A 19701-nucleotide genomic window follows, 5' to 3' on the forward strand; every position below is an offset into this window, starting at 1 on the left:
TGACCGGGGCGATTCTCATTCGCCTGCTCTCCGTGGTGTGGCGCGGCTTGAATTCGCTTGAGCGCCGTGGCTCTTTCTTTCTGCCGCTCGCCTTTGCGGGCTTCATCCTGAGTGCCGATCACCCTCTGCTCGCCGCGTCCTATCAACATCTCCAGCTGGGCCAGCCGGCGCACATGATCCGCGTGTCGATTGCGGGATTCGTGCTCGCCTTTGTCTACACGGCCTATGTCGTCGATCCCGAAAACACAGCCAATTCCCTGGCTCAGCGAAATGGCGCAATTCCCGGTGTTGCGCTGGCGAAGCCACGGCCGGCTATCTCGATCGCGTCGTGTCATTGACGAGTCTCGTCGGAGCCGTCTACCTGACGGCATTGCAGTTGATTCCGGAGGTGTTCGACCTTTACGGGATCGGCCTGCCTTATAGTATGATCGTCAATGGTGGTGCTGCACTGGTTGTGGTCTGCACTGCTCTTGATATCAAAACGCAGGTGCGCGACGTATCGCTCACCAATCCGGGGGGCGTACGCCGATGAGAATTATACTTCTGGGACCGCCGGGGTCGGGCAAGGGGACCCAGGCGCAGCTCTTGGTGCAGCGCTATGGCATCGTCCAGCTCTCGACCGGCGAGATGCTGCGTGCCGCGGTTGCGGCGGGAACGCCGGTCGGGCTGAAGGCCAAGGAGATCATGGCCAGCGGCGCCCTGGTGCCCGACGAGGTCGTGGTCGGTATTATCTCCGACCGGATCGACCAGCCGGACGCCAAAAACGGTTTTATCCTCGACGGCTTCCCGCGCACCGTGCCGCAGGCCGAGGCGCTGGACGAGCTGCTCAAGCGCAAGCACCTCAAGCTGGATGCTGTGATCGAGCTCCGCGTCAACGAGAGCGCGCTCCTGAACCGCGTCGAGACCCGCGTCGCCCAGATGCGGGAGCGCGGGGAGGAGGTCCGGCTCGACGACACCCCGGAGGTCCTGACCAAGCGCCTGGCCAACTACCGTAACCAGACGGAACCGCTGATTCACTACTATTCCGAGCGGCGGAAGCTCTCGACCATCGACGGTATGATGGCCATCGACGAGGTTACCCGCGCCATCCATCGCCAGCTCCTCGCCCTGGGGGCGCTCGAGCCGAAGACCCACGCCAGAAGCGCAGCCAAGGCGGCGCCGGCCAAGAAGGCCAGGGCGAGCAAGACGGCGACCCGGAAAGCAGCCAAAAAGGCGACTAAAACGGCCAGAAAGCCCGCCAAATCGGCCAAAAAGGCTGTCAAATCGGCGGTGAGGGGCTCCAAGAAGACGGCCAAGAAGGCCGGCAAGAAGGCCCTCACGAAAACCGTCAAGAAAGCGGCGAAGAAGGCAGCCAAAAAGACCGCCAAGAAGGCAGTCAAAAAGGGTGCCAAGAAGGCTGCAAAAAAGGTCACGAAAAAGCGAGCCAAACGCTAGCAGTGGTTGACGAAAGCCCCTGGAATCCCCTAATAAGCCCCCGCATCCAAGTCGGATAGTTTCAGACGATGCCGGGCCCCAGGAAGACCGGGGGTGGGCGTCGTGTTCGCGTTTGTGAACACCTGCCCGAGAACACAAGCACTTAAGCCCGATCCTGACGAGGATCGGCGACAGGAGAGAAGGCCTTGGCCCGTATTGCCGGCGTGAACATTCCCACCAACAAGCGCGTGCTGATCGCGCTCCAGTACATCCATGGCATCGGTCAGAAGATCGCCGGTGAGATCCTGGAGAAGGTCAAGATCCCCGTGGATCGTCGCGTCAATCAGCTCAGCGATGCCGAAGTGCTCCAGATCCGCGAAGTGATCGACCGCGACTATCTCGTCGAGGGCGACCTGCGCCGCGAGGTCGGCATCAACATCAAGCGTCTGATGGATCTCGGCTGCTACCGCGGCCTGCGTCATCGTCGCGGTCTGCCGGTGCGCGGCCAGCGCACCCACACCAATGCGCGTACGCGCAAGGGTCCGGCGAAGGCGATCGCCGGCAAGAAGAAGTAAGCTTTCGAATCCAATCGCGGCGTGTGGCGAACCGGGGATGACCCGTTCGCCACGCGCTTTTCGTTCCACAGGTGTAGCCGCTGGCATTACGGCGGCGTTCGAGATCTCCAGGAAAGGTACTCAATGGGCAAGGAAGCCACCCGCGTTCGTCGTCGTGAGCGCAAGAACATCGCCTCCGGCGTCGCGCATGTGAACTCGTCGTTCAACAACACGACCATCACCATCACCGACGCGCAGGGCAACACCATTGCCTGGTCCTCCGCCGGCACGATGGGCTTCAAGGGCTCGCGCAAGTCGACCCCGTATGCCGCGCAGGTTGCCGCCGAGGACGTGTCCAAGAAGGCGCAGGAGCACGGCATGCGCACGCTGGAAGTCGAAGTTGCCGGTCCCGGTTCGGGCCGCGAATCGGCGCTCCGCGCGCTTCAGGCCGCAGGCTTCACCGTCACCTCGATCCGCGACGTGACCACGATTCCGCACAACGGTTGCCGTCCCCGCAAGCGTCGGCGCGTTTGATTCCAAATTGCGGGTGCATCGGCACCCGCGATGATTTTTTGCAAAGCCGTGGGAATGATCTGCGGCCTTTCTCCAACGCCAGTGCCTGCAACAGCAGTTTGACTGGCCTGTATGGGTGAAACAGTGACGATCCAGAAAAATTGGCAAGAACTGATTCGGCCGAACAAGCTCCAGGTACAGCCCGGCGGCGATCCGGCCCGTTTCGCGACCATCGTCGCCGAACCGCTCGAGCGCGGCTTCGGCCAGACGCTCGGCAATGCGCTGCGCCGCATCCTGCTGTCCTCGCTGCAGGGCGCAGCGGTGCAGTCGGTGCATATCGACGGCGTACTGCACGAGTTCTCCTCGATCGCGGGCGTTCGTGAGGACGTCACCGACATCGTGCTCAACATCAAGGACATCTCGATCAGGATGCAGGGCGAAGGCCCCAAGCGCATGGTCGTGAAGAAGTCCGGCCCCGGCGTCGTCACCGCCGGCGACATCCAGACCGTCGGCGACGTCGTCGTGCTCAACCCGGACCTGCAGATCTGCACGCTCGACGAGGGCGCCGAGATCCGCATGGAGTTCACGGTTGCCACCGGCAAAGGCTACGTGCCTGCCGAGCGCAATCGTCCCGAGGACGCGCCGATCGGCCTTATCCCGGTCGACAGCCTGTACTCGCCGGTCCGCAAGGTCTCCTACAAGGTCGAGAACACCCGCGAGGGCCAGATCCTCGACTACGACAAGCTGACCATGACGATCGAGACCAACGGTGCGCTGACGCCGGATGATTCCGTGGCCTACGCTGCGCGCATCCTGCAGGATCAGCTCAACGTGTTCGTCAACTTCGAAGAGCCGCGCAAGGAAGTCGCCCAGGAGATCATCCCGGACCTCGCCTTCAACCCGGCCTTCCTCAAGAAGGTGGACGAGCTCGAGCTGTCGGTGCGTTCGGCCAACTGCTTGAAGAACGACAACATCGTCTACATCGGCGATCTCGTGCAGAAGAGCGAAGCGGAAATGCTCCGCACCCCGAACTTCGGCCGCAAGTCGCTCAACGAGATCAAGGAAGTGCTGGCTCAGATGGGTCTGCATCTCGGCATGGAAGTGCCGGGCTGGCCGCCGGAGAACATCGACGAGCTCGCTAAGCGCTTCGAGGATCACTACTAAGCATTCGTCATTCCGGGGCGGCTCGCAGAGCCAACTCCGGGATCTCGAGACTTCGGATCGTCGCTTCGCGCCGTCCGGAATGACTGACAGGGCGAACGCAGGCAGCCCACCTGAGCAACATGTCCGACGAACCGTCGCGGCAGTTTTAAGTAAGGACTACACACATGCGTCACGGCAAGGTTCATCGGAAGCTCAACCGCACTGCCGAGCATCGCCGCGCGATGTTCGCCAACATGTGCGCCGCGCTGATCAAGCACGAGCAGATCGTCACCACGCTGCCGAAGGCGAAGGAATTGCGCCCGATCGTCGAGAAGCTGGTTACGCTCGGCAAGAAGGGTGGCCTCGCGTTGCGCCGCCAGGCGATCTCCGAGATGCGCGACAAGGATCAGGTCAGGAAGCTGTTCGACGTGTTGGCACCCCGCTACAAGGATCGCCAGGGCGGCTACACCCGCATCATCAAGGCCGGCTTCCGCTACGGCGACAACGCCGCGATGGCCGTGATCGAGTTCGTCGATCGCGACGTCGATGCCAAGGGCCAGGATTCCGGTCCGGTGCAAGAAAAGGAAGCCGAGGCGGCGTAAGCCACTCAGCGCATGTGAATTGAAAGCGGCGCCCTCGGGCGCCGCTTTTTTGGGTTTTCGGGGCAGGTTAATATCCGCCGGATTATTCTTCCTTGATCCCTGCCTTTTGCGCGATCTCCTTCATTTCGCCGGTCTCCTTGCCGATCGCGCCCGCCCAATCGCTGTAACGCGCGAAGCCGGGCTCGAAGCCGACCTTGGCGAAGCGCCCGGCCACGGAGGGATTGTTGATCGTCTCCTCCAGGGTCGCCGAAAGCTTGTCGTGAATGGCCGGCGCCAGGCCCTTGGGAGCGACCACGGCGCCCCATGAGGCGAAATCGATGTTGCCGTAGCCGAACTCGGCGAGCGTCGGCACGTCGGGCAGGAAAGGCGTGCGCTTGGCCGAGAACACGGCGAGCACGCGGACGGTGCCGGCTTCGATCTGCGGCTTGACGGCGATCACCGTGTCAACGTGGTACTGGATGTGCTTGCCAATGAGGTCGTTCATGGCCGGCGCGCTGCCCTTGTAGGGCAGGTGGACCATCTTGATCCCGGCGGCCGATTTGAACAGCTCGCCGGCAAAATGCGAGACGGTCGCGACGCCAAAGGACGCAAGCGACAGCTTGTCGGGATTGGCCTTCGCCTCGGCGACGAGCGCAGCCACGTCCTTGATCGGGTTGTCCTGGTAGGTGACCAGCGCCAGCGTGATCTTGCCGACCTGGCCGAGCGGCTCGAAATCCTTGGCGGCGTCGTAGGGCACGCTTTCCTTCACGGCCGCCGGCAGCGTGAAGCTCGAGTTCGAGCTGAAGAACAGGGTGTACCCGTCGGGCGCCGCGCGCGCGGCTTCCTTGGCCGCGATCGTGGTGCCGCCGCCCGGACGGTTCATGATGATCACCGGCTTTCGGAGCCGCGTCTCCAGTTCGCCGCCGATGATGCGCGCGACGACGTCGGAGGCGCCACCCGGCGGGAAGGGGACGATCAATTGCAACGATTTTTCCGGATAGACCGGTTGCGCCGGCGCGAGCGAGTTGCCTCCCATCAGGCCGAGCAACCCGAGCGCAACAGTGAGGGCCGTTCTCTTCATCCCTTGGTCCTTCCCGCGTTCGCATCAGCAAAGATGCCCGGGTCTGCTTTAGCAATAATCATTCCACCTGCGGCCGAGGGGAGCGTGAGATCCAGATTGCTGTCGGAACAGCTCCCGATCGTCTCACTGATTGGTGAGCGCCGATTGCGACCCGGTCCACCGCGCCCGATATCCCGTCATCGATCTGATGGAGATACTACATGAACATCGACCTTTCCGGGAAAACTGCGCTGGTTACGGGCTCGACCGCCGGCATCGGCCACGCCATTGCCAAGGGCCTCGCCGCGTCAGGCGCCAGCATCGTGATCAACGGCCGCGGCCAGGACAAGGTCGATGCCGCCGTACGTAAGCTCGAAGGGACGGGCGCCAAGGTGCGCGGCATCGCGGCCGACGTCTCGACCGCGGCAGGCTGCAAGGCACTCGTTGCGGCGCTGCCCGATGTCGATATCCTCATCAACAATGCCGGCATCTTCGAGCCGAAGGACTTTTTCGACATCCCCGACGAGGACTGGAGCCGTTTCTTCGAGGTCAACGTCATGAGCGGCGTGCGGCTGTCGCGGGCCTACATGAAAGGCATGCTCAAGCGCAATTGGGGCCGCATCGTCTTCATTTCCTCGGAGTCCGGGCTCAACATTCCCGTCGAGATGATCCACTACGGTATGAGCAAGACGGCCCAGCTGTCGGTCGCGCGGGGCCTCGCGCAGCTCACCCGCGGCACCGGCGTCACCGTCAATTCCGTGCTGCCGGGCCCGACCATGTCGGAGGGCGTCGAGACCTTCGTGAAGGATCTCGCGAAGCAAAACGGCCAATCGGCGGACGAAGCCGCCGCCAATTTCGTCAAGCAGCACCGGCCGAGCTCTCTGATCCAGCGCTTCGCCAGCGTCGACGAGATCGCCAATATGGTCGTCTACGTGGCCTCGAAGCAGGCGTCCGCCACCAACGGCGCAGCGCTGCGCGCAGAAGGCGGCATCGTCAACACGATCGCATGAGGCCGTGTATGACAGCCTATCAAGCTGCGGCAGACGGCGCTGGAGCGGCGACTGCTATTCGTCGAGGGCGCGGTTCAATCGCAGCTGCCGTAGGGTGGCCAAAGCGGCTTGTCCGCCGTAGCTCGGAGAGCGAAGGCGGAAGCGTGCCCACCACGTCTGCCGCGCGCGTCGAAGATGGTGGGCACGGCGCAAGCGTCGTTGTCCACCCTGCGACTTTGCCTACCACCCCTCCAGAACGATCTTGCCGCGCGACTTGCCGCTTTCGAGCAGCGCATGCGCGCGCTTGAGGTTGGCGGCGTTGATCGTGCCGAAGGTCTGGTCGAGCGTTGTGCGCAAGACGCCCTTGTCGATGAGGTCGGCGACGTCGTTAAGCAGATGATGCTGCGCGATCATGTCCGGCGTCTGGAACGAGGAGCGCGTGAACATCGATTCCCAGTGCACCGAGATCGCCTTGCCCTTGAAGGCTGCAACCGTGAACTCAGGGGGATCGTCGATCAGGCCGAACCTGCCCTGCGGCGCCATGAACTCGGCGATTGCCTTGTAGTGCTGGTCGGTGAAGGTCAGGCTCGCCACCAGCGCGACCGGCGGCAGCTTGAGCTTTTCGATCTGCTCCTTCATCGGCTTGCCGTGGTCGATCACCGCGTGGGCGCCGCGATCGAGGCACCATTTCTGCGACTCCGGCCGTGTCGCGGTCGCGAGCACCGTGAGGCCGGTGAGGCGGCGCGCGAGCTGGATCAGGATCGAGCCGACGCCGCCGGCGCCGCCCGTGATCAGCAGCGTGCGTGGATCGACGCTCTTGGCCGGCACCGCGCCGAGCCGGTCGAACAGCAGTTCCCAGGCGGTGATGGAGGTGAGGGGAAGAGCGGCGGCCTGCGCGAAAGACAGGCTCTTCGGCTTGTTGCCGACGATGCGCTCGTCGACCAGATGGAATTCGGCATTGGTGCCCTGGCGCAGGATCGAGCCGGCGTAAAACACCTCGTCGCCCGGCTTGAACAACGTGACCTCGGGCCCGACTGCATCGACCACGCCGGCCGCGTCATAACCCAAAATCTTGGTCTCGCCCTCGGGCGGGGCAGCGCGCTTGCGCACCTTGTAATCGACCGGATTGGCCGAGATCGCCTTCACGGCGACGCGGATGTCGCGTCCCCCGGGAGCTGGCTTGGGGGTCTCGAAATCGATCAGCGAATCCGCGTCCTCGATGGGAAGCGATTTCTTGTAACCGACGGCCTTCATCGTTTGTCTCCATCAGATGGCTTGCTCGCCTGCCGTCTTAACTGTCGCTATGGCTCCGATTTAGCAAGTACTGTAAATTCGGGGATATAGTCCCTGTCTGGATACTATTGGAAAAACACGCATGAAACGGCGCGACTTTGCCCGTCGTCCCGGCTGCTCGGTCGAGGCGACGCTGGACCTGATCGACGGCAAGTGGAAGGGCGTGATCCTCTATCACCTGCAGAGCGGCACGCAGCGCTTCGGCGAATTGCGCCGCCGGATGCCCGGCATCACCCAGCGCATGCTCACAAAACAGCTTCGCGCGCTGGAGGAGGACAAGCTCGTCATTCGTAAGGTCTATGCCGAGGTGCCGCCCCGGGTGGAATATTGCCTCTCCGAACTCGGCGAGAGCCTCAAGCCGGTGATCGATATACTGAAGGCCTGGGGCGAAAGTCATCAGCAGCGATTGTCCTGTGCGCCGCCGCCGGTGGTCGTGAAGAAGCCGAAGCGCGCGGCGTAGTGAGTTGAGAGGAGACGGTGCCGGCCGGTACCTCTCGCGGAGCTTGCATCCAGGACACCCTGGAAGGGCACCGAATTGCCGCCCGGCGCCCTTCTATTGAGCGGCGAACGCGCCTATATTCCGGCGTCTTTTCCAAGAGGTAGGAATGTTTCGAACGACCTGGACCGCCGCCGTCGCAGCATTGTGCATAGGCTTTTTCGCCCACTTCAATCCGGCTGCGGCGCAGGACCGCCGCGTCCCGTCCTCTCCGGCCGAGCTGCGGCTGTCCTATGCGCCGATCGTGCAGCGGGTGCAGCCGGCCGTGGTCAACGTCTATGCCGCCAAGGTGGTGCAAAACCGCAACCCGCTGCTCGATGACCCCATCTTCCGCCGCTTCTTCGGCGTGCCCGGCCAGCAGCCCGAGCAGATGCAGCGCTCGCTGGGCTCAGGCGTCATCGTCGATGCCTCCGGCCTCGTCGTCACCAACGTGCACGTCATCGAGGGCGCGGACCAGGTAAAGGTGTCGCTGTCGGACAAGCGCGAGTTCGAGGCGGAGATCCTGCTGAAGGATTCCCGCACCGATCTCGCCGTACTCCGCCTGAAGGACACCAAGGAGAAGTTCCCGACCCTCGATTTCACCAACTCCGACGAATTGCTGGTTGGTGACGTCGTGCTCGCGATCGGCAATCCCTTCGGCGTCGGCCAGACCGTGACCCACGGCATCATCTCGGCGCTCGCGCGCACGCAGGTCGGGATCACCGACTACCAGTTCTTCATCCAGACTGACGCTGCGATCAATCCCGGCAATTCCGGCGGCGCGCTGGTCGACATGAGCGGCAAGCTCGCCGGCATCAACACCGCGATCTATTCGCGCTCTGGCGGCTCGCAAGGAATCGGCTTTGCGATCCCTGCCAACATGGTCCGCGTCGTCGTCGCCTCCGCCAAGAGCGGCGGCAAGGCGGTGAAGCGGCCGTGGCTCGGGGCAAAGTTGCAGGCGGTGACGCCCGAGATCGCCGAGAGCCTGGGCCTTCGTTCGCCGACCGGTGCGCTGGTCGCGAGCGTAGTCTCGAACGGCCCGGCGGCGAAGGCCGGCCTGAAATCCTCCGATCTCATCACCGGGATCGATGGCCAGCCGGTGGATGATCCCAACGCTTTCGACTATCGCTTCGCTACCCGTCCGCTCGGGGGCACCGCGCAGATCGACGTGCAGCGCAGTGGCAAGCCGCTCAAGCTGGCCGTGGCCCTGGAGACCGCACCCGATACGGGCCGCAACGAACTCGTCGTCACGGCGCGCTCGCCGTTCCAGGGCGCGAAGGTCTCGACGATCACGCCGGCGGTCGCCGACGAGCTGCATCTTGACGCCGATGCCGAGGGTGTCGTGATCACCGATCTCGGCGGCGACAGTGCAGCCGCGAATGTCGGCTTCCAGAAGGGCGACATCATCCTTGCGGTCAACAACCAGAAGATCAGCAAGACCGGTGACCTCGAAAAGGCGGCCGGCGAGCGCCCGCGGGTCTGGCGCGTCACGCTGGTGCGCGGCGGCCAGCAGATCAACGTCACGCTGGGCGGATGAGTCCGAAGCGACCACAGGAGACACCAACTCTCTTCGCCGCGGCGGGGCTCGACCACGACGCCCCGCATCCGCTGCCGGACCGTCTGCGCCCGCGCGCGCTGGCGGAGGTCGTCGGCCAGGACCACATTCTGGGTCCCGACGGGGCGCTGACGCGCATGCTGGAGACCCGCACGCTGGGATCGCTGGTGTTCTGGGGCCCGCCCGGCACCGGCAAGACCACGGTCGCGCGATTGCTCGCGGACGCCACCGATTTGCATTTCGAGCAGATCTCCGCGGTGTTCTCCGGCGTTGCCGATCTGAAGAAGGCCTTCGAAGCCGCGCGCGCCCGCCGCGAGATGGGCAAGGGCACGCTTCTGTTCGTCGACGAGGTGCATCGCTTCAACCGAGCCCAGCAGGATTCGTTTCTGCCCGTGATGGAAGACGGCACCGTGGTCATGGTCGGCGCCACCACCGAGAACCCGTCGTTCGAACTCAACGCGGCGCTTCTGTCCCGCGCGCGCGTGCTGGTGTTCCGCTCGCTCGATGCGGCCGCAATCGAGAAACTGTTCGCGCATGCCGAGGAGGTCGAGGGCCGCAAGCTGCCGCTCGATGAAGAGGCGCGCGCCGTGCTGGTGCGCATGGCCGACGGCGACGGACGGGCAGCGCTGACGCTCGCCGAAGAGGTCTGGCGCTCGGCGCGCGCGGACGAGATTTTCAACGCCGCGCAGTTGCAGGACATCCTCCAACGCCGTGCGCCGATCTACGACAAGTCGGCCGATGGCCACTACAATCTGATCTCGGCGCTGCACAAGTCGGTGCGCGGCTCCGATCCCGATGCGGCGCTGTACTATCTCGCGCGCATGCTGGACGCCGGCGAGGATCCGTTGTTCCTGGCCCGCCGCGTCGTGCGCATGGCGGTCGAGGACATCGGGCTTGCCGACCCGCAGGCGCTCGTCATCGCCAACGCGGCCAAGGACGCCTTCGACTTTCTCGGCCATCCCGAAGGCGAGCTCGCGATCGCGCAGGCCGTGGTCTATCTCGCCACCGCACCGAAATCGAACGCGGTCTACACCGCCTTCGGCACGGCGATGCAGGTCGCAAAGCAGGCCGGCTCGCTGCTGCCGCCAAAGCACATCCTCAATTCCCCGACCAAGCTGATGAAGTCGGAAGGCTACGGCGCATCTTACGAATACGACCATGATACGCCGGATGCCTTCTCCGGCCAGGACTACTTCCCGGAAGCCCTTGGCCGCCAGACCTTCTACGACCCGCCCGACCGCGGTTTCGAGCGCGAGATCCGCAAGCGGCTGGATTATTGGGCGAAGTTGCGGAAGGAGCGGGGTGGCTGAAGCCAAAATCGCCATTTCGCCGTGACGTGAGGCCGCTTTTGAGCTAGGCAGGCAGCCATGAGCCGCCGCATCAAGAGAATGAACCCAAAGCCCCGTTCGCGTGACGAGCGCGACGATTCGCGTCCGTTGAAGGCGCGCAGCGCGAAGAAGGCAGGGCCGCGGCTGGGCGGGAAGCCGGGCGCTAAGCCGCCGCGGTTTGCCTCTGAACGCACCGAGCGCCGCACGCCCAAATCTGCAGTGGAAAAGCTTGCGCAGGAAAAGCCCGAGCCAGTCAAGCCCGTCGAGGTCCTGCTGCCGACCAAGGTGGAGACCGTCAAGGTGACGGCCGACGAGAACAACATGCGGGTCGATCGCTTCCTCGAAGCGCGCTTTCCCGGCCTGTCGTTCTCCCACATCCAGCGTGTCGTGCGCAAAGGCGAGCTGCGCGTCGACGGCAAGCGCGTCGACAGCAAGGACCGCCTGGAGGAGGGCCAGAGCGTCCGCATTCCGCCGCTGAAGCTCGACACGCCGAAGGCGCCCAATCCGCAGTCGGAGGCAGCGCAAAAGACGCTTGCCGCGCTGAAGGAAATGACGATCTACGAGGACGACGACGTTCTCGTCCTGAACAAGCCGGCCGGCCTCGCCGTGCAGGGCGGCTCAGGCATGACGCGGCACATCGACCAGATGCTGGAGGTGATGCGCGATTCCAAGGGTCAGAAGCCGCGCCTCGTGCACCGCATCGATCGCGAGACGTCGGGCTGTCTCCTGGTCGCCAAGACCCGCTTTGCCGCCTCGCATTTGACCGGTGCATTCCGTTCGCGGTCGGCGCGAAAAACCTATTGGGCGCTGGTGCCTGGCCTGCCGAAGCCGAAGCAGGGCCGCATCTCGACCTTCCTCGCCAAAGAAGAGAGCGAGGACGACACCATCATGCGCATCGCCCAGCATGGCGACGAGGGTGCGAGCCACGCGGTGACCTATTATGCGGTGGTCGAGACCGCCGGCAACAAGCTGACCTGGGTCTCGCTGAAGCCGGTGACGGGCCGCACCCACCAACTGCGCGCCCACATGGAACATATCGGCCATCCCATCGTCGGCGATCCCAAATATTTCAACATCGAGAATTGGCAGTTGCCAGGCGGCCTGCAAAACCGGCTGCATTTGCTCGCGCGCCGTATCGTCATTCCGCATCCGCGCGGCGGCGTGATCGACGCCACCGCGCCATTGCCGCAGCACATGCAACAGTCGTGGAATCTGCTTGGGCTCGATGCGAGCCGGTTTGATCCGATCGAGAACGCACCGGAGGAGTAGGGGTACATTCTCCCGTGTCATCGCCCGCGCAGGCGGGCGATTCAGTATTCCAGAGGGCGGCGTGAGGGGAGTTCGCTCTCACAGCCCAAGCCCGGCGAACACGGCCACAATGCCCGCAAGTTCCCTCATGCCAGCCGCTCGCTTTATCGGCCGCCGGTCCTATCTTAAAAGCCTAGCATCCAGCGACCAGGGCCGAAACTAAATGCGTGAATTGTTCGAAGAAGCCGCGGGCCAGACCCCGCCCGATCCGCAAGGCGCGATCCGGCGGGCCGCGCGCCCGCCGCAGCGCAAGCGCTTCTACAAAGACGCCGGCGTCACCGATGTCGAAGGCGGCTACGCCATCACCCTCGATGGCAAGCCGATCCGCACGCCTTCCGGCCGTCAGGTGGTGATCCCCTCGCGCAGACTAGCCGATGCGGTGGCCGCGGAATGGTCAGCCCAGCGGGAGACGATCGATCCCGTGACCATGCCGCTGACGCGGATCGCCAACAGCGTCGTGGAAGGCGTCGTCGATCGCGTCGAGCTCGTCAGGGACGACCTCGCAAAATACTTCGAATCCGATTTGCTGTTCTATCGTGCTGGCCATCCCGAGGGGCTGGTCGCCCGTGAGGCCGCGCATTGGGATCCCGTGCTGTTCTGGGCCGCGGAGACGTTGGGTGCGCATTTCATCCTCTCCGAGGGCGTCATGCACGTGAAGCAGCCCGACGAGGCTCTGAACGCCGCGCGTGCCGCGTTGCCCGGTGACGCCTGGTCGGTCGCCGCACTCCATGTGGTGACAACCCTGACCGGCTCCGCGCTGCTGGCGCTGGCGCTGGCGCATGGCGCGCGCGATGCCGGCCAGGTCTGGGCCGCCGCCCATGTCGATGAGGATTGGAACGTCGACCAATGGGGCGTGGACGAGGAGGCAGCTAGCCGTCGGGCCGCGCGCCTGCGGGACTTCGAGGCCGCCGTGGCGGTTCTGGCGGCCTTGAAGGTGCCCGCGGCCAAAGGTCCTTAACGAGAGGTTTACGACGGCGGCGTTAGGGTGGGCCGTGCTCCCTCCCGTGTCCCTTGGGCCCCCTGAGATGCCGACGCCGGTCAATTCCATCGCTCCCGTCAGTGCCGCCAGCCCCGCGGCCGATGCGGGGACGCCTGACCTCGTGCTTCAGGCCGGCAGCGTCGTCGATGCCAGGGTGGTGAGCGTGCTCGCCGACAATCTGGTGCGGATTGCGATCGCCAACCTCTCGATGGACGTGATATCGGACGTATCGCTGACGCCAGGCCAGAATCTCCAGCTGACCGTGTCGCAGAACGAGGGCACCATCCGCCTCGCCGTATTGGGCGGGGCAGGCGAGGCGGCCACCGACCAGATCACGCTGACGCCGCGTGCGGCTTCGCTGGTGGAGAGCCCGCCGCTTGCGCCGTCGATCAATGCGGCACGCACTGCTCTGACGCCGACCGAACAGGTTGCAGTGACATTGGCCTCGGCCGAAGCCGCAACGAAGCAGGGCAGCCAGGCGCCGCTGTTCGCCAATCTGGCGTCCGTCGTCAGCGGCAGCAATCTGCCCGCGGGCTTGAAGCAGGCGGTGCTCGACGTATTGGCGCAGCAGACGCCGCTCAATTCCGGGCTCGATGGCGCCGATGTCGAGTCCGCATTCCAGAAGTCCGGCTTGTTCTTGGAGGCGTCACTGGCCGCGGGCGTGACGCCGCCCTCCGGCACGATGCCCGACCTGAAGGCGGCATTGCTGGTGCTGCGCCAGACCTTGGCCACGCTCGAGTCACCTGCGTCGCAGGCGCAAGGCGCCGCGCTTCCCGCCAGCGCCGCGGGATCACCGCAGGTCGCCGCTGCGTCCGCTCTGGCGGCAGGTGAGGCCGCGCAGGCGGCATTGCCGTCGATCGAACCCGAAATCCCCCAGCAGCCGCAAATGCCGCGCAGCGCCAATCTGGCGGCCACCGTGCTGGCCGACATGGCGGCCGACGCGCCGCAAACGGCGATGCCGCGGCTGATGTCCGCCGGCCTTGCCGCGAGCTTCCTGCAGGAGGTCACGCAAAACCTGCCCCGCCTGACCGGCAACGTGCCCGGCTCCAACAAAGCCGTGCCCGACGGCCATGTCTTCGAGGCAGCGGCGCGCGCGACACCGCCGCCGTTCCGTGGCGCGCTGCCGTCGCCGCAATCCATTGCTTCGCCATCGCTCGCGCCGGATACGCCGCTTGCCGCGACCGTGCATCGCCTGCTCGACGACACCGATGCCGCGATCGCGCGGCAGACGCTGCTGCAGGTCGCTTCGCTTCCCGATCGCGCTGACGCCAGCGGTCACCGCGTTGATCCGGCCGTACCGCAGTGGAATTTCGAGATTCCCTTTGCGACGCCGCAAGGCACCGCGATGGCGCAATTCGAGATCTCGCGTGACGGCGGCAACGAATCCGCCGATCCCGCCAAGCAAGCCTGGCGCGCGCGCTTTTCGCTCAATGTCGAGCCGGCCGGTCCGGTGCATGCGCTGATCACACTGAACGGCGACAAGACTTTCGTGCGGATGTGGGCGGAGCGGCCGGCGACCGCGCAGCAGCTCCGCGCCGGAATCGGTGAGCTCAATCAGGCTTTGACGCGAGCCGAACTCAAGCCCGGCGATATCATCGTGCGCGACGGCACGCCGCCGCAGCCGGCACCGGCCCGCGCCGGCCATTTCCTGGATCGCGCCACATGAGCGACCCCTCCAAGCTTGCGATCGCCCTGCACTACGAGAAGGGCACCAACGCGCCGGTCGTCGTCGCCAAGGGCAGGGGCACGATCGGCGAAAAGATCGTCGAGATCGCCAAGGCCCACGACATTCCGATCGAGGAAAACGAGGTCTTGGCCGGCGCGCTGTCCAAGGTCGAGCTTGGTGAGGAGATCCCGCCGGATCTCTACAAGGCGGTCGCGGAGGTGCTGGTATTCGTGCTGCGGCTGTCGGGACGAGGACGCTAGCCGTCATCGTTTGACCAGATATCGGCGGCATTGTAGCCGTCACCTTCATCGTTCAACGGACATCGCTCTTGATCACCCGCCGTTCCACCCTCGGCCTGCTCGCCGCAGCCGCCACTCTGCCGTCCCGCGCGCTCGCCCACGTCGCGCCGCCCCGCAACGAGATCCGCGACAGCCTGGCAAAGCGCTTCACCGACCTTGGCACATCAGGTACCTTTGTCGGCTACAAGGTCGAGGACTATCTCGTCATCGCCAGCGACAAGGAGCGCTCGGGCGAGGGCAAGCTGCCGGCCTCGACCTTCAAGATTGCGAACTCGCTGATCGCGCTGGAGACCGGCGTGGTCGCCGATCCCGACAAGGACGTGTTTGCCTGGGACGGCGTGAAGCGCTCGATCGAGGCCTGGAACAAGGATCACACCCTGCGCAGCGCGATCGCCGTGAGTGCGGTGCCGGTCTATCAGGAGATCGCGCGGCGCATCGGGCAAGAGCGCATGCAAAAATACGTCGACGAGTTCGACTACGGCAACCGCGACATCGGCGGCGGCATCGACCAGTTCTGGCTCACCGGGGCGTTGCGCATCGATCCGGTCGAGCAGATCGATTTCGTCGATCGGCTGCGTCGCCGCGCATTGCCGGTCAGCAAGCGCAGCCAGGATCTCGTCGCCGACATCCTGCCGGTGACCAAGGTGGGCGACGGCGTCATCCGCGCCAAGTCGGGCCTGCTGGGTGCAGAGCGCGGCGAGCCGTCGCTCGGCTGGATGGTCGGCTGGGCCGAGAAGGGCGAGGCGCACACGGTGTTCGCGCTCAACATGGATTGCCGCGAGCCGCGCCACATCAGTGAGCGCATGCCGCTGACGCAGGCGTGCCTTGCCGAGATCGGCGCGATCTAGAGCATGATCCGGAAAAGTGCGCAGCGGTTTTCCGAAAAGATCATGCTTAAACAACAACCTAAAGCGCGATTGCGATTCATCCTAATCGCATCGCGCTTTAGCCCCGCCAAGAGTATCTGCGTTTGGGCAGCCATGTGGCGCGCCCGCGCAGATGCCGTAGGGTGGGCAAAGGCGCAAAGCGCCGGGCCCACCATCTTTCTGTGATGGGCTACAATCCGTGGGCACGCTGCGCTTTGCCCGCCCTACGGCACCGGTGAAGGCCGAGGTGCCTCTCAGCCCAACTTGAACAACACCTGCAAAAACTCCTCCACAGCCTTGCGCGCTTCAGCGGCCGTCTTCGGATTGCCGCCGACATGCGGATTGAGCTCGACGCAGGCATCCTTGTAGGTGAAGGGCGCGTTGGTATCGCCGTTCATCAGCACGCCGCCGTCACCTTCCCTGATGTGGCAGTTGCGTACGGTCTGCGCGTTGGCTGATACGGTCACGGTGTTGATACCGAGCAGGCCGCTGTCGAACCCGTGCGCGCTATCAGGATATTCGGTCATTATCACGTCGCGCCCGGCGGTCTTGAGCCGCTCGACGAAGGCCTTGCAACTCCTCACGGGATTGTAGTCATCCGGTGTGCCGTGGAAGATGCGGATCGGGCGTGCGGTGACCTCGCTATCGCCAACGTACGTCGTCGAGCAGTCCGGATAGAACGGGATATAAGCGGCGAACTGGATGCCGGACTTGTTCCAGAGCTTGTGGAAGCGGTCGAGGCTCGCATAGAGCGTCGCCTGTCCGCCGCGTGAAAAGCCCATCAGCACGATACGGTCCGGATCGACGCGCGGGTGTTTCGCCAGGATTTCCAGCGAGCGGTAGATGTCGATGATCAGATTGAGCCGGCCAAGGAGCGCCTGGTTCGGTCCCACCACCGTCAGCCCGCGGCCGGTGAAACCGTCGATCACGAAGGTCGAAATGCCCATTGCATTGAACGCGTGCACCCAGGCTTCGGTGGTGGCGCCGACGCCGCTGGAGCCGTGCATCAGCACCACGACTGGAAGCTTGCCGGAGCCCTGGGCCACGCGCAATTCGCCCGCCACGGTCACCGGCTTGCCCGCTGCCGCATCGCCGCTGAGGAATTGCTGGTCGGAGAGGGTGAGCGAGGGGATCGGGTAGATCTCGGCGCGGGTGGCGACTTCCTTGGGCAGTGCCTGCGCGACGGCTGCGCCTCCGGCAAACGAGCTCGAAACGCACAGCGCGATCAACGCTGCGACGGCGCGCGATGTCGTGGCCATTGGATGCTCCCCTGGTTTTTGGTCAGTAGAACAACGGGTCCACGCGCTGTCAATCGACGCGTGCAGTTGCCTGCTAGGCCGGCACCTGCACTTCAGTCGTCGCAATCAGGCGCCAGTCGGCGAGCGCGGCCAGGCGGTGCGGCTCGGCGTCACGCCGATAGTCCGCGCTCAAGACAATGCGCTGAAAGGTTGGAAAGTCGGGATAGCGGACGATCGCGGCGTCGTGCCAGCCTTCGCCTTCAGCTCCCACCAGCACAGCTCCGACCGATCCAAGCCAGTTTGGCACGACCCCTTGATTGAGGGCCAGCTTGCGAAAGGCGGGGACATAGCGCGTGTAGTAGGCCTCGCGCCCGCTGCAGGACGGAAGCTCTCGGTTCGCCCGGTACAAGGCTTCATCCCGATAGCGCAGGAGGTTGAGCATGAAGATCGGCTGATCTTCCGGCAATTTTGCATGCGCCGATACGAGTGATGCTTCGCCGATTTCAACAAACACTGTTCCCTCCAATCGTCAGATCCATTGCTGCGATCTGATATCAGCCCTCGCAGGCGGTCTTGTAGTGGGCGCAATGTCATTGCTATGATGACAGCATGGCGACACCGCGCAGCCATCAGCAGCTCCTCAATCTGCTTCAGTTCGTCCGCGTCGTCGAAGCAGGCTCGTTCGCCGAAGCCGCCCGCCGCGCCGGAACGTCGACCTCGGCGATGTCGAAGGCGATCGCGCGGTTCGAGCAGATTCGGGGCGTGAAGCTGCTTCACCGGACCACGCATGCGATCTCGTTGACGCATGACGGCGAACGCCTGCTGGAGAGCGCGCGCGATCTGTTGCGGCAGGCCGAGCAACTCGACGTGATGCTGGACGAAGCCACCGGCGGCGAAGCCGGACGCGTGCGCCTTGCAGCTCCGGGCGCTTTCCTCAGGACCTGCATCGCGCCGAAACTACCGGCCATTCTCAAGGCCAATCCGGCGCTCGAGCTTGAACTGAAGGTGGACGATTTCGGCCTCGATCTGGGAACCGAAGGAATCGACATCGCTATTCGGTTCGGCTCCCTCGATCGCCACCCCGGCGTCACTGCCAAGCGGCTCGCGACGTTCCCCTGCGTGCTGGTTGCGACCCGCCGCTATGTCGAGTTCATGGGAGAACCGCGCTCGATTCGAGACCTCAAGGCGCATCATCAGATTGGTTTTCGCGATCCGGCAACGGGGCAGCTCATGCCGTGGCAATTTCAGAATCCGTCGGACGGCGCGCTGATCAGGATGCTGCCGCGAAAGCGCGTGGTCGTCGAGGACATGTCGGTGGCGTGGGCGATGGTCTCGCGCGGCCTCGGAATAGCCTGGCTTCCGGCCTGGTGCGGCCTGAAGGACCTCGAAGGCGGACGCATTGTGGAGCTATTGCGCCGCTGGCGGGTGCCGAATACGCCGATCCATGCCGTGCAAGTCAGCCGCAAACAGATGCCCACGCGTATCCGGAGTCTGTTGCGGGTTCTGTCGGACAGTGCGTCGACTTGGGAATATCGCGGATAAATCCGCGGCATCGCCTGCGGCGGCTGGGCTGGGGGACCTCAGGCGGCGTCGGTCTTCTTCGCTGTCAGTGCCTGGTCGATGGCGAAGCCGCCGATCTCGCTCATCGCCTGCGAGATGACATCGCCGCGCCTGGCAAAGCCGCTCGAGAGATGATCGAACTGCGTCCGTGCCAGCTGCAGCACCTCAATCGGTACGGAAACAAATGTCTCGTTGAAGCTGTCGATGGAGGCGCGCAGGCTGTCCAGCTCGGTCGTGAGCTTGCCGATATGGCTCTCGGCATTCTGCATCAAGCCGATCAGCTTGCCGCGCTCGGCATCGAACGCGGCGCGCTCGGCCGCGGCTGCCGCGGTGACCTCGGCAAGCTGCGCCCGCAGCAATTCGATCTGGCCGACCATGGCATCGGAGGCGAGTTCGGCGGCCAAGCGCAGCTCGGCGTTGCGCGTGCTCTCGACCTGCTGCTGGTGATAGAGCCGCTCGGCCGACATCGCCCGCTGCGTCAGCGACTCGATCAGGCTTGCGGCACGCAGCAGCATTTCGCCGTTCCGTCCCGACACCATGCTGGCCATCCGGCGCAGGAAGTCGGTGGTTTCGGACGATGAGTTCGGCGGCAGGGTGACCGTCGCGGACATGTGTGATGCCAAAGCCAAGGCCTGGTGACCGCCGCCGTACCGAACTGGGCTCACGCAACATTCGGCGCCTGATCGTAAGCTCCGAGCAAGCCTGAATCGGCAGGCCCGGTCAACCGGGCGGGGACACCAATTTGCTAGAGATAGCAGGGATCAGGCGCTCTTCTGCGAGCCGATCCGGCCGAGACGGGTGAAGCGGAAGCCCGGCCCGTCCGGCCATTCCCGCGTCCACGATCGGCTCGCAGGCAAAACTTTGTAATTCCTTGCGCTTTC

Annotated in this window: 22 protein-coding genes; 17 read left to right on the top strand and 5 right to left on the bottom strand. The window is 64.6% G+C overall.

Features of this window, described 5'->3' with window-relative positions; genetic code table 11:
- Window positions 1–47 precede the first annotated feature (47 nt).
- The 7 genes from IVB28_RS12405 to rplQ all read left to right on the top strand — a co-directional run bounded on the left by IVB28_RS12405 (window position 48) and on the right by rplQ (window position 4225).
- Window positions 48–338: a hypothetical protein gene (locus IVB28_RS12405; protein ID WP_247526463.1), complete on the top strand. Its 291-nt coding sequence runs from the start codon at window positions 48–50 to the stop codon at window positions 336–338.
- Complete coding sequence (locus tag IVB28_RS12410; protein WP_247526464.1) at window positions 335–532, top strand: hypothetical protein; 198 nt, start codon at window positions 335–337, stop codon at window positions 530–532. The genes IVB28_RS12405 and IVB28_RS12410 overlap by 4 nt, the downstream gene beginning before the upstream one ends.
- Window positions 529–1434, top strand: a complete 906-nt coding sequence (locus IVB28_RS12415) for an adenylate kinase (RefSeq protein WP_247526465.1) — start codon at window positions 529–531, stop codon at window positions 1432–1434. The genes IVB28_RS12410 and IVB28_RS12415 overlap by 4 nt, the downstream gene beginning before the upstream one ends.
- 185 nt (window positions 1435–1619) lie before the next feature.
- Complete coding sequence (gene rpsM, locus IVB28_RS12420) at window positions 1620–1988, top strand: 30S ribosomal protein S13 (RefSeq protein ID WP_008549231.1); 369 nt, start codon at window positions 1620–1622, stop codon at window positions 1986–1988.
- Between the two features lie 123 nt (window positions 1989–2111).
- Window positions 2112–2501: a 30S ribosomal protein S11 gene (gene rpsK / locus IVB28_RS12425; protein ID WP_007603045.1), complete on the top strand. Its 390-nt coding sequence runs from the start codon at window positions 2112–2114 to the stop codon at window positions 2499–2501.
- Window positions 2502–2612: 111 nt separating this feature from the next.
- Window positions 2613–3644, top strand: coding sequence for a DNA-directed RNA polymerase subunit alpha (locus tag IVB28_RS12430; protein ID WP_247526466.1), 1032 nt, complete (start codon window positions 2613–2615; stop codon window positions 3642–3644).
- Between the two features lie 164 nt (window positions 3645–3808).
- Window positions 3809–4225 carry a 50S ribosomal protein L17 gene (gene rplQ / locus IVB28_RS12435; RefSeq protein ID WP_247526467.1) on the top strand — a complete coding sequence of 139 codons (417 nt, stop codon included), beginning with the start codon at window positions 3809–3811 and terminating at the stop codon, window positions 4223–4225.
- A gap of 82 nt (window positions 4226–4307) precedes the next feature.
- Here rplQ and IVB28_RS12440 read toward each other — a convergent pair whose 3' ends face one another.
- Window positions 4308–5285 (bottom strand): tripartite tricarboxylate transporter substrate binding protein, encoded by a 978-nt coding sequence (locus IVB28_RS12440; RefSeq protein ID WP_247526468.1) that lies wholly within the window; start codon window positions 5283–5285, stop codon window positions 4308–4310.
- Between the two features lie 200 nt (window positions 5286–5485).
- On the opposite strand from IVB28_RS12440, the gene IVB28_RS12445 reads away from it, so the two are divergent.
- Window positions 5486–6274, top strand: a complete 789-nt coding sequence (locus IVB28_RS12445) for an SDR family oxidoreductase (RefSeq protein WP_247526469.1) — start codon at window positions 5486–5488, stop codon at window positions 6272–6274.
- Between the two features lie 219 nt (window positions 6275–6493).
- Here the strand turns inward: IVB28_RS12445 and IVB28_RS12450 are convergent, their stop codons facing one another.
- Window positions 6494–7507 (bottom strand): zinc-binding alcohol dehydrogenase family protein, encoded by a 1014-nt coding sequence (locus IVB28_RS12450; RefSeq protein ID WP_247526470.1) that lies wholly within the window; start codon window positions 7505–7507, stop codon window positions 6494–6496.
- Between the two features lie 121 nt (window positions 7508–7628).
- On the opposite strand from IVB28_RS12450, the gene IVB28_RS12455 reads away from it, so the two are divergent.
- From IVB28_RS12455 to blaOXA, 8 genes are all read left to right on the top strand, one after another.
- A complete protein-coding gene (locus tag IVB28_RS12455) occupies window positions 7629–8006 on the top strand; it encodes a helix-turn-helix domain-containing protein (RefSeq protein WP_027564389.1) in 378 nt (125 codons plus the stop codon).
- A 145-nt stretch (window positions 8007–8151) separates the two neighbouring features.
- Window positions 8152–9558, top strand: coding sequence for a DegQ family serine endoprotease (locus tag IVB28_RS12460; RefSeq protein ID WP_247526471.1), 1407 nt, complete (start codon window positions 8152–8154; stop codon window positions 9556–9558).
- A complete protein-coding gene (locus IVB28_RS12465; protein WP_247526472.1) occupies window positions 9555–10886 on the top strand; it encodes a replication-associated recombination protein A in 1332 nt (443 codons plus the stop codon). Before IVB28_RS12460 ends, IVB28_RS12465 begins: the two co-directional genes overlap by 4 nt.
- A gap of 57 nt (window positions 10887–10943) precedes the next feature.
- The gene (locus IVB28_RS12470) at window positions 10944–12173 is read left to right on the top strand and encodes an RluA family pseudouridine synthase (RefSeq protein WP_247526473.1); all 1230 of its coding nucleotides are present in this window, start codon (window positions 10944–10946) and stop codon (window positions 12171–12173) included.
- Between the two features lie 202 nt (window positions 12174–12375).
- Window positions 12376–13170 carry an ATP12 family protein gene (locus IVB28_RS12475; protein WP_247526474.1) on the top strand — a complete coding sequence of 265 codons (795 nt, stop codon included), beginning with the start codon at window positions 12376–12378 and terminating at the stop codon, window positions 13168–13170.
- A 67-nt stretch (window positions 13171–13237) separates the two neighbouring features.
- A complete protein-coding gene (locus IVB28_RS12480; RefSeq protein ID WP_247526475.1) occupies window positions 13238–14857 on the top strand; it encodes a flagellar hook-length control protein FliK in 1620 nt (539 codons plus the stop codon).
- On the top strand, window positions 14854–15117 hold the full coding sequence (locus tag IVB28_RS12485) for an EscU/YscU/HrcU family type III secretion system export apparatus switch protein (RefSeq protein ID WP_247314936.1): 264 nt from the start codon (window positions 14854–14856) through the stop codon (window positions 15115–15117). Before IVB28_RS12480 ends, IVB28_RS12485 begins: the two co-directional genes overlap by 4 nt.
- A 68-nt stretch (window positions 15118–15185) precedes the next feature.
- On the top strand, window positions 15186–16004 hold the full coding sequence (gene blaOXA / locus IVB28_RS12490) for a class D beta-lactamase (RefSeq protein WP_247526476.1): 819 nt from the start codon (window positions 15186–15188) through the stop codon (window positions 16002–16004).
- A gap of 272 nt (window positions 16005–16276) precedes the next feature.
- On the opposite strand, the gene IVB28_RS12495 is transcribed toward blaOXA, so the two are convergent.
- Window positions 16277–17281: a dienelactone hydrolase family protein gene (locus IVB28_RS12495; protein ID WP_247526477.1), complete on the bottom strand. Its 1005-nt coding sequence runs from the start codon at window positions 17279–17281 to the stop codon at window positions 16277–16279.
- 73 nt (window positions 17282–17354) lie between these two features.
- Complete coding sequence (locus IVB28_RS12500; protein WP_247526478.1) at window positions 17355–17774, bottom strand: hypothetical protein; 420 nt, start codon at window positions 17772–17774, stop codon at window positions 17355–17357.
- Window positions 17775–17869: 95 nt separating this feature from the next.
- Here IVB28_RS12500 and IVB28_RS12505 point away from each other — a divergent pair, with 95 nt between their 5' ends.
- The gene (locus IVB28_RS12505) at window positions 17870–18802 is read left to right on the top strand and encodes a LysR family transcriptional regulator (RefSeq protein WP_247526479.1); all 933 of its coding nucleotides are present in this window, start codon (window positions 17870–17872) and stop codon (window positions 18800–18802) included.
- Between the two features lie 38 nt (window positions 18803–18840).
- Here the strand turns inward: IVB28_RS12505 and IVB28_RS12510 are convergent, their stop codons facing one another.
- Window positions 18841–19431 carry a hypothetical protein gene (locus tag IVB28_RS12510; RefSeq protein ID WP_247526480.1) on the bottom strand — a complete coding sequence of 197 codons (591 nt, stop codon included), beginning with the start codon at window positions 19429–19431 and terminating at the stop codon, window positions 18841–18843.
- Window positions 19432–19701: the final 270 nt, after the last annotated feature.

This window comes from Bradyrhizobium sp. 199, assembly GCF_023073355.1.
In the GTDB taxonomy this organism is placed as follows: Bacteria; Pseudomonadota; Alphaproteobacteria; order Rhizobiales; family Xanthobacteraceae; genus Bradyrhizobium.